Genomic DNA, 8,996 nt, shown 5'->3' with positions numbered 1-8,996 from the left:
GGATTCAAAGGGGGCGATCTTCGGACAGTGGGGGCGGGCTTGTCAATCCGCCGGGCTGCGCAGCTGCCGCGCCCACATGCCGGCGTAGATGCCGTCGCGCGCCAGCAGTTCCTGGTGGCGGCCGCGCTCGACCACCAGGCCGTCGGCCAGCACGATGATCTCGTCGGCGTCGGCCACGGTCGACAGCCGATGCGCGATGATGAGCGTGCTGCGGCCCTGGCTGACTTCGCGCAGGTTGGCCTGGATCTCGCGCTCGGTGTGGGTGTCCAGCGCGCTGGTGGCCTCGTCGAACAGGAACACGGCGGGATTCTTGAGCAGGGTGCGGGCGATGGCCACGCGCTGCTTCTCGCCGCCGGACAGTTTCAGCCCGCGCTCGCCCACCATGGTGCCGTAGCCGTCGGGCATGGCCATGATCAGGTCGTGCACATGGGCCAGCCGCGCGGCAGCCTCGATCTCGGCGTCGCTGGCGCCGGGGCGGCCGTAGCCGATGTTGTAGCGGATGGTGTCGTTGAACAGCACCGTGTCCTGCGGCACCACGCCGATGGCCGCGCGCACGCTCTGCTGGGTGACTTCGCGCAGGTCCTGGCCGTCGATCAGGATGGCGCCGGCGTCGGCGTCGTAGAAGCGGAACAGCAGGCGGGCGATGGTGGACTTGCCCGCGCCCGACGGGCCGACCACGGCCACGGTCTTGCCGGCCGGGATGCGGAAGCTGACGCCCTTCAGGATCGGCCGGCGCTCGTCGTAGCCGAAGCGCACGTCGCGGAATTCGACCTCGGCGCCGCTGACCGCCAGGTCGCGCGCGCCGGGGCGGTCGGCGATCTCGCGATCCTGGTCCAGCAGCTCGAACATGCGTTCCATGTCGATGATGGCTTGCTTGATCTCGCGGTAGATGAAGCCGAAGAAGCTGAGCGGCGAATACAGCTGCAGCAGGTAGGTGTTGACCAGCACGAAGTCGCCCAGCGTGTAGCGGCCCTCGGCGATGCCCTGGGCAGCCATCCACATGACCAGCGTCAGGCCCGCGGAAATGATGGCGGCCTGGCCGATGTTCAGGATCGACAGGCTGACCTGGCTGCGCACGGCGGCGCGCTCGTAGCGGCTGAGCGAGGCGTCGAAGCGCCGCGCTTCGTGCTCCTCGTTGCCGAAGTACTTGACCGTCTCGTAGTTCAGCAGGCTTTCGATGGCCTTGGTGTTGGCCTCGGAGTCGGTCTCGTTCATCTGGCGGCGGAACTTGGCGCGCCATTCGGTGACCAGCAGCGTGTACGCGATGTACAGCGTGACCGTGGCGCCGGTGGCCAGCGCCAGCCAGCCGTCGAACATGCGCCACAGCACCAGGCAGACCAGCCCGATCTCGAAGAAAGTGGGCAGGATGTTGAACAGCAGGAAGGACAGCAGTGTCTGGATGCCCTTGGTGCCGCGTTCGATGGCGCGGTTCAGCCCGCCGGTCTGGCGCGCCAGGTGAAAGCGCAGCGCCAGCCCGTGCAGGTGGCGGAAGATCTGCAGCCCGACCGCGCGGATGGCGTGCTGGCCGACGCGGGCGAAGATGGCGTCGCGCAGTTCGGAGAAGATCAGCGACAGCACCCGCGCCCCGCCGTAGGCCAGGATCAGGCCCAGCGGCACCGCGACCGCGCCGGGCGCGCCCTGGCCCAGCGCGTCGACCGCGTGCTTGTACAGCACCGGCACGTACACGGTCGCGGCCTTGGCCGCGAACAGACAGAGCAGGGCGATGACCACGCGCGCCTTCAGGCCGGGGCGTCCGGGCGGCCATAGATAGGGGAACAGGGTGCGCAGGGTGGAAAAGCCGTTGCGGCCCTGGGGCCGCGTGGGAGTGGCAGGCATGAGCAGATGGAATAGGTGGTGGGCGCGAGAGGCGGGGCGGGCCCGCCAGCGCGGCGCCGGCCGACTCGCGGCGGCCGGGGTTTGGGCGCCATTATCGGACAGCGGCGCTATTATCTGCCTGAAAACCCTGGAATCGGACTGCTATTCCAGGGCATCGCGATCCAGCATCGCACCGCGGGCGCAGCGCGACGGGCCCGCATTCCTTGTGTTACAGACCAGGGGCTCCGCCCGGCTGCGGTTCCTGGTCGCGCGGCCGGACCGCCAACGCGGCGCCGCGAATCATGGAGGGGTTTATGTCGAAAGTACCCGCAGTCAAATTGAACGACGGGAACAGGATTCCGCAGTTGGGCCTGGGCGTGTGGCAAGTGCCGGACGAGCAGGCCGCCGACAGCGTCAAGGAAGCGCTTGCCGCCGGCTACCGGTCCGTGGACACGGCCGCGATCTACCAGAACGAGGAAGGCGTGGGCGCGGGGCTGCGCGCGGCCGGCGTCGCTCGCAAGGATCTGTTCGTCACCACCAAGCTGTGGAACGACAAGCACGGCTACGACGACGCCCACGCGGCGATGGACGAGAGCCTGCGCAAGCTGGGCCTGGCCTATGTCGACCTGTACCTGATCCACTGGCCGGTGGCCGGCAGCGACAAGTTCCTGGAAGCCTGGCGCGCGATGATCGAGATGAAGCAGGACGGTCGCGCACGCTCGATCGGCGTGTCGAACTTCACCGAGGCCAACCTGACCCGGCTGATCAAGGATTCCGGCGTGACGCCGGCGGTGAACCAGATCGAGCTGCACCCCGGATTCGCGCAGCGCGAGCTGCGCGCCTTCCATGAGCGCCACGGCATCGCCACGGAATCCTGGAGCCCGCTGGCCCAGGGCAAGGCGGTGCAGGAAAAGGTGATCCTGGAACTGGCGCGCAAGCATGGCAAGACGCCGGCGCAGGTCACGCTGCGCTGGCACCTGCAGAGCGACCTGATCGTGATTCCGAAGTCGGTCACGCCAGCGCGCATACGCGAGAACATCGACGTGTTCGATTTCGAGCTGTCGCGGGCCGACATGGACGCCATCGACGGCATCGTCGACGGCGCGCGCCTGGGACCGGATCCGGAGCGCTTCGGCAAATGAGCGATGCGCGCCCGGCCTGGGCCGGGCGCGGCTGCGCGGGCTGGAACGCGCGTCAGCGTTCCAGCGGGAAGGCCCAGTAGCGCACGATCACGCCCAGCAGGATGGTCAGCGCCGTACACGAGGCCCAGTGCCAGCCGCCGGTGCCCAGCAAGGCGGCCAGCAGGCCGAACACGCTGAGCAGGCCCAGCACGATGGGCGCGCCCCAGACGAACATGAAACCGCGGTTCTGCTTGCTCATGCGGGCGTCCTTTGCGCGGCGGCCGCCGCTTCGTGTTTGCGCATCAGGTCGGCGATGCGCGCCTCGGTGGCGCGGCGACGAGCCAGCCACAGGTACAGGCCGCTGACCAGCACCACGATGGTGATCAGGTCGAGCAAGGCCCAGATGATCTTCAGAGGCATGCCGCCGTAGTCGCCGAAATGCAGCGGGCGCGACAGCTCCAGCGCGGTCAGGTACCAGGGCATGCGGGCCACGGTGGTGAGCGCGCCGGTCGCGCCGTCCACCAGCACCGGCGTGTTCAGGCGCGAGGTGAGCGGGGTGTCGCCGCGCATCCACACCAGGTAGTGGTGGGGGCTGCCGTAGGCGTTGCCGGGAAAGGCGATGAAGGAAATCTCGGTGCCGGGCATGGCCTGGCGCGCGGTGTCGGCCGCCGACTGCACCGAGGCCAGCTCGGCCGGGATGCCCTGGCCCTTGTAGGGCTCCAGGATGCCGACCAGCTCGGTGGACTGCCACAGGCGGAACAGCGGCGTGGACAGCTCGTTGACCACGCCCGTCAGTCCCACCACGAAGGCCCAGACCAGCGTGACGATGCCCAGCAGGTTGTGCAGGTCCAGCCATTTGAGCCGGGTCGAGCGCGAGGCGCGCACCGTGCCGAACTCGAGTTTCTTCATGAACGGGCCGTACAGCACCACGCCCGACACGATGGCCACGCAGAACAGCAGGCCCATGAAGCCCAGGAACAGCTCGCCCGGCAGGCTGGCGAACAGGTCCACGTGCAGCGAGAGCATGATGCCCATGAAGGAAAAGCGGTCCTGCGAGTAGAGTGGACCGTCCAGCAGCACGTCGCCGGTGCGCGCGTCCATGCGCACCGCGTGGCCGGAGGCCAGGCCGTCGCCCGGCTTCTTGGCCATGCCGACGAAGGCCTGCGGCTCGTCCGGATCGAAGGACAGGTAGTCGACCACTTCGGCGGGGTACATCGAGCGGGCCTGGGCCACCAGCTTGTCGAAGTTGGCGCGCGGCGTGCCGGCGGGCACGTCCGACAAGGGCTTGCCGTCATCCAGCCAATGCTCGATCTCGTGGTGGAACACCAGCGGCAGGCCGGTCAGACAGATGATCAGCAGGAACGCCGTACAGATCAGGCTGGTCCATTTGTGGACCACATACCAGGTTTTGATGGTGGAGGCGGAGGCCATGGGAAGGGAGGACGGCGGAGGGCCGCAAGCGCGGCCCTAGGGTGTGTCGGTGGGTTGGAAGCGGAACAGTATCACGAATAATAGCTATTCTCGTAGAGTTTTGTGTGACGCCAGCCATTTGCCGGCCCGCGCCTGTCGCGGGCGAGCCGGCGTCCGTCAGCGCGCGGTTCCAAAGCGGGTTAAAAAGTAAGCTTGGCGGCGCCGCGTGGACGGCGTCCGCCAGCCGTCATTGGCCGGGCCCGTGCCTGTCCGCCACCCTGGAACACCATGCAGCAGTCTTTCCTCAGAATCCCCCGCAATGCCTCCGGCCGCGACTTCGCGGTGGGCGACGTGCACGGGCATTTTTCCCGCCTGCGCCAGAGCCTGGACCGGCTGGGCTTCGATCCGGCGCGCGACCGGCTGTTCTCGGTGGGCGACCTGGTGGACCGGGGACCGGAGAACGAGCAGGTGCTGGAATGGCTGGAGCAGCCCTGGTTCCACGCGGTGCAGGGCAATCACGAGGACTACGCGATCCGCCACGTCCGCAGCGGCAAGGTGGACCAGATGAACTGGCGCGGCTATGGCGGCGGCTGGTTCCTGGACCTGCCCGAGGAGCGGCAGCGCGTGTACGCGCAGGCCTTCGAGGCCTTGCCCGTGGCGATCGAGGTGGAAACGCGCGACGGGGCGGTGGGGCTGGTGCACGCGGACTGCCCGGTGCTGTTCTGGCCGCGCCTGGAAGAGGCGCTGCGCGACCGCTACAAGCGCACCAGCGCGGTCTGCCAGTGGTCACGCGACCGCCTGCGCCTGGTGGACCGCGCCGGCGTGCTCGGCGTGCGCGCCGTGGTGGCGGGGCATACGCCCGTGGCCGAGCCGCTGCTGCTGGGCAACGTCTATCACATCGACACCGAGGGCTGGAAGGATGGCTACTTCACCTTCCTGGACCTGGAATCGCTGCAGGCCTGGCCGCGCGCCATGGTGACCGAGCCCGAGTCGGCGGACGACGAGGCGGGCCAGGATCCGGCCTGATTCCTCTTCAAGACGGCTTCATATAGGCAGGACAGCGGGCGCCGGGCCAGACCCGGCGCCGCGTCGGCTTACACGCGCGGCACGGGAATGGGCGGGAAGGCGGGGTCGCCGCCCGCGGGGGCCTGGCCCGGGGGCTGGCCTTGCGCGCGGCCCGGCACCGCGCCGGGCGTCGGCACGGGCAGCGGCTGGGCCACCGGCGCCTGGGCCGGCAGGCCTTGCGGCTGCGCTTGGTCCGGCTGGGCGATGGCGGGCTGTCCGGCGGCGGCCGGTCCCGCGCCGGGCTGACCCGCGCCAGGCAGCGCCGCGCCCGGCGTGGACAGCGGACGCACCGTATTGTCGACGCCGCCGGTGGAGCGGTTGTTGTTGAGGAAATCGGTCAGCGCATCGCCCGAGGACAGGTCCAGCGAGGCCACCGCCTGGCCCGGCGGGAATTCACTGAAATAGAACTCGCCGTTGTCCACCAGCAGGCCGTCCGGGCGCGGCGCGGGCTTGCTTTCGGGCACGCCCTTGAGCACGGGCTGCATATAGTCCAGCCAGGTGCTCAGGGCCAGGCCGCTGCCGAATTCGTTCGTGCCCAGCGAGCGCGGCTGGTCGAAACCCATCCAGACGGTGGTGGCCAGCGTGGGCGTGAAGCCCGAGAACCAGACGTCCACGGCCTCGTTGGTGGTGCCCGTCTTGCCGCCCACGTCGTTGCGCTTGAGCTGCTGGTGCGCGCGCGCGCCGGTGCCGCTGGTGGCGGCGTCGCGCAGGATGCCGTCCATGACCCAGGCGGTGCGCGGGTCGATGGCGCGCGCGGCGGCGTCGCCGGCGACCACGGGCTGGGCCTGCATCAGCACATGGCCCGAGCGGTCGGTGACGCGGTCGATCAGGAAGGGCGTGACGCGGTAGCCGCCGTTGGCGAACACGCTGTAGCCGTTGACGACCTGCAGCGGCGTGGCGCCGCCCGCGCCCAGCGCCAGCGGCAGCACCGCCGGCCAGCGCGCCTTGTCGAAGCCGAAGCGGGTCAGGTAGTCCTGCGCGTATTGCGGGCCGATGGCCTGCAGGATGCGGATCGACACCATGTTCTTCGAGCGCATCAGGCCCTGGCGCAGGGTCAGCATGGGCTCGTAGCGGTTGCCGTCGTTCTTGGGCGACCAGGCCTTGGAGCCGGTCTGCTCGGCGGTCAGCATGAAGGGCTGGTCCGAGATCTGGGTGGCCGGCGTCAGGCCGCGCTCCAGCGCCGCCGCGTAGACGAAGGGCTTGATGTTCGAGCCCGGCTGGCGCCAGGCCTGGGTGGCGCGGTTGAAGGTGCCGCGGTTGTAGTCGAAGCCGCCGATCATGGCGCGGATCGCGCCGTCCTGCGGCGCCATCGACACCAGCGCCGCCTGCAGCGCCGGCATGTTGATGATCTCCCAGCCGTCGCCGGCCTTGTGGATGTAGACCACCGAGCCGCGCCGCAGCCGCTGGCTGTCGGACGCCTTGGGGTTGAGCGCGCGCGCCACCACGGCCAGCGCCTTCTTGTCGGAGATCGTGATGATGTCGCGCGCGCTGCGGGCCACGGTCACTTCCGTCGGGCTGGCGGTCAGCACCACGGCGGCCAGCAGGTCCTCGCTGTCCGGCGTCTTTTCCTGCACGCCGTCCAGGATGTCGTCCAGCGCCTGGGCGTCCTTCTCGACGCCGTCGGGCAGGTCGATCTGGTCCTCGGGGCCGGGATAGACCGAGCGGCGGGTGTAGTCCAGCACGCCGTCGCGCACCGCGCGGTAGGCGGCTTCCTGCGCCTTGGAGTCGATCGTGGTGTAGACGTCGATGCCCTTGGAGTAGGTCTGTTCCTGGAACACGCCGTACATCAGCTGGCGCGCCAGCTCGGCCGGATAGTCGCCGTGGATGGCGAAGCCGCGCGGGCTGGCGCCTTCGGTGCCGCGCACGACCACGCGCTGCTTGAAGGCTTCCTCGGTCTGCTCGGGCGTCAGGTAGCCCAGCGCCTTCATGCGGTTCAGCACATAGTGCTGGCGGATCTCGGCGCGCGGGAAATTGGTGATGGGATTGAAGCGGGACGGCGCCTTGGGAATGCCGGCCAGCATGGCGGCCTCGGCCGGCGTGACTTCCGACAGCGGCTTGCCCAGGTAGGTGCGCGAGGCGGCCGCGAAGCCGTAGGCGCGGTGGCCCAGGTAGATCTGGTTCATGTAGAGCGCCAGGATCTCGTCCTTGCTGAGTTCGGACTCGATCTTGAAGGTCAGCAGCAGCTCGTAGAACTTGCGCGAGTAGGTCTTTTCCGACGACAGGTAGAAGTTGCGCGCCACCTGCATGGTGATGGTGCTGCCGCCCTGGCTCTTGGAGCCCTTGACCACGTTGGTCAGGATCGCGCGCGCCACGCCCATCCAGTCCACGCCGCCGTGGCGGTAGAAGCGGTCGTCCTCGGCAGACAGCACGGCATTGCGCATGACCTCGGGAATTTCATCGAAGCGCAGCACGTTGCGGTGTTCTTCGCCGTATTCGCCGATCAGGACCTTGTCGGCCGTGTAGATGCGCAGCGGCACGCGCGGCCGGTAATCGGTCATGGCGTGCAGGTCGGGCAGGCTGGGCCAGGCCAGCGCCAGCGCCATGCCGAGCAGCACGGCGGCGCAGACGCCGGCGCCGGCCACGGCGACGCCGGTCTTGATCAGGAAGGGCTTCCAGGAGAAGCGCCGTTTGCCGCGAGGGGCGTCGGAAGAATGCTGGGGATTGCTCATTGCTGGCGATTCTAGGGCGTAACGCGATAGACCGGCTTTGCGGCGAATTGGTTTCGGTAACCAGACATGGCCGGGCCGGTCGGGGACGGAGTGGGGCGCGCTTGCGGGCTGGCCGCAGGGCGGCGGCGCCGGTGCGTCCGGGCGCTATTGTCGCCGATCCTTCCGGGGACAGGCTTAAGCGGCGCTGAAATTCGCCGCGTGCCGGACGCGCGTGGCCTCATGCGGGCTGAGCCGGCAGATAGCGTTGCGGCGGGGCGCCGAGCGCGCGCCGGAACATGGCGGTGAAGGCGCTGGCGCTGCGGTAGCCCAGGCTGGCCGCGACGCGCGCGACCGGCTCGCCCAGCGCCAGCCGGCAGACCGCGTCGGCCAGCCGCAGCTGCTGCACCCACTGGCGGTAATTCAGGCCCAGCTCGGACTGGAACAGGCGGATCAGCGTGCGCGCGCTGGCGCCGACTTCGTCGCCCCAGTCCTCGATGCTGCGCGACAGGCCCGGCTGGTCCAGGATGGCGGCGCAGATGGCCTGCAGCCGGCGGTCGCGCGGCCAGGGAATCTGGAAGGGCACCACGCGCGCGGCGGCCAGCTCCGATTGCACCAGCGCGGCGATCTGGCCCGCGCGGCCTTCCTCGGGATAGTCGATCGGCTCGGCGGTCAGCGCCAGGATCAGTTCGCGCAGCAGGCCGCCGACCTCGATCACCTGGCATTCGGGCCAATAGGCGCTGGCGGCGTCGGCGCGGACATAGAGCGAGCGCATCGACACCGCGCCCACCATCTCGACCTCGTGCGGCACGCCGGACGGTACCCACAGCGCGCGCAGCGGCGGCAGCGCCCAGAAGCCGCTGGGCGTGCTGACCCGCATCACGCCCTCGACCGCGTACAGCAGCTGGGCGCGCGGATGCGTGTGCGCGCCGGTGCGGGC

At 69.5% G+C, this 8,996-nt stretch carries 7 protein-coding genes; 2 read left to right on the top strand and 5 right to left on the bottom strand.

The window, feature by feature from the left end:
- Positions 1–42: 42 nt before the first annotated feature.
- On the bottom strand, positions 43–1,836 hold the full coding sequence (locus KDH83_RS27410) for an ABC transporter ATP-binding protein/permease (RefSeq protein WP_212321509.1): 1,794 nt from the start codon (positions 1,834–1,836) through the stop codon (positions 43–45).
- Between the two features lie 293 nt (positions 1,837–2,129).
- Between KDH83_RS27410 and KDH83_RS27405 the strand changes: the two genes are divergently transcribed.
- Positions 2,130–2,957: an aldo/keto reductase gene (locus KDH83_RS27405; protein ID WP_212321507.1), complete on the top strand. Its 828-nt coding sequence runs from the start codon at positions 2,130–2,132 to the stop codon at positions 2,955–2,957.
- A 52-nt stretch (positions 2,958–3,009) separates the two neighbouring features.
- On the opposite strand, the gene KDH83_RS27400 is transcribed toward KDH83_RS27405, so the two are convergent.
- Positions 3,010–3,195: a hypothetical protein gene (locus KDH83_RS27400; RefSeq protein WP_212321505.1), complete on the bottom strand. Its 186-nt coding sequence runs from the start codon at positions 3,193–3,195 to the stop codon at positions 3,010–3,012.
- Complete coding sequence (locus KDH83_RS27395) at positions 3,192–4,367, bottom strand: PepSY-associated TM helix domain-containing protein (RefSeq protein WP_212321504.1); 1,176 nt, start codon at positions 4,365–4,367, stop codon at positions 3,192–3,194. Before KDH83_RS27395 ends, KDH83_RS27400 begins: the two co-directional genes overlap by 4 nt.
- A gap of 267 nt (positions 4,368–4,634) precedes the next feature.
- Here KDH83_RS27395 and KDH83_RS27390 point away from each other — a divergent pair, with 267 nt between their 5' ends.
- Positions 4,635–5,372, top strand: a complete 738-nt coding sequence (locus KDH83_RS27390) for a metallophosphoesterase (protein ID WP_212321503.1) — start codon at positions 4,635–4,637, stop codon at positions 5,370–5,372.
- 68 nt (positions 5,373–5,440) lie between these two features.
- On the opposite strand, the gene KDH83_RS27385 is transcribed toward KDH83_RS27390, so the two are convergent.
- Positions 5,441–8,080: a PBP1A family penicillin-binding protein gene (locus tag KDH83_RS27385; protein WP_212321502.1), complete on the bottom strand. Its 2,640-nt coding sequence runs from the start codon at positions 8,078–8,080 to the stop codon at positions 5,441–5,443.
- A gap of 217 nt (positions 8,081–8,297) precedes the next feature.
- The coding region (locus KDH83_RS27380; RefSeq protein ID WP_212321497.1) for a helix-turn-helix transcriptional regulator at positions 8,298–8,996 on the bottom strand (699 nt) is incomplete at its 5' end.

It is taken from the genome of Achromobacter sp. Marseille-Q0513, assembly GCF_018195695.1.
Lineage (GTDB): Bacteria > Pseudomonadota > Gammaproteobacteria > Burkholderiales > Burkholderiaceae_B > Achromobacter.
Note: the sequence above shows the minus strand (reverse complement) of the source record. Positions and strands in the feature narration are given on the sequence as shown.

Bases quoted from the DNA above. Each gene is read 5' to 3' on its own strand.
- KDH83_RS27410 (WP_212321509.1), bottom strand. From the start codon at position 1,836: ATGCCTGCCACTCCCACGCGGCCCCAGGGCCGCAACGGCTTTTCCACC.
- KDH83_RS27405 (WP_212321507.1), top strand. From the start codon at position 2,130: ATGTCGAAAGTACCCGCAGTCAAATTGAACGACGGGAACAGGATTCCG.
- KDH83_RS27400 (WP_212321505.1), bottom strand. From the start codon at position 3,195: ATGAGCAAGCAGAACCGCGGTTTCATGTTCGTCTGGGGCGCGCCCATC.
- KDH83_RS27395 (WP_212321504.1), bottom strand. From the start codon at position 4,367: ATGGCCTCCGCCTCCACCATCAAAACCTGGTATGTGGTCCACAAATGG.
- KDH83_RS27390 (WP_212321503.1), top strand. From the start codon at position 4,635: ATGCAGCAGTCTTTCCTCAGAATCCCCCGCAATGCCTCCGGCCGCGAC.
- KDH83_RS27385 (WP_212321502.1), bottom strand. From the start codon at position 8,080: ATGAGCAATCCCCAGCATTCTTCCGACGCCCCTCGCGGCAAACGGCGC.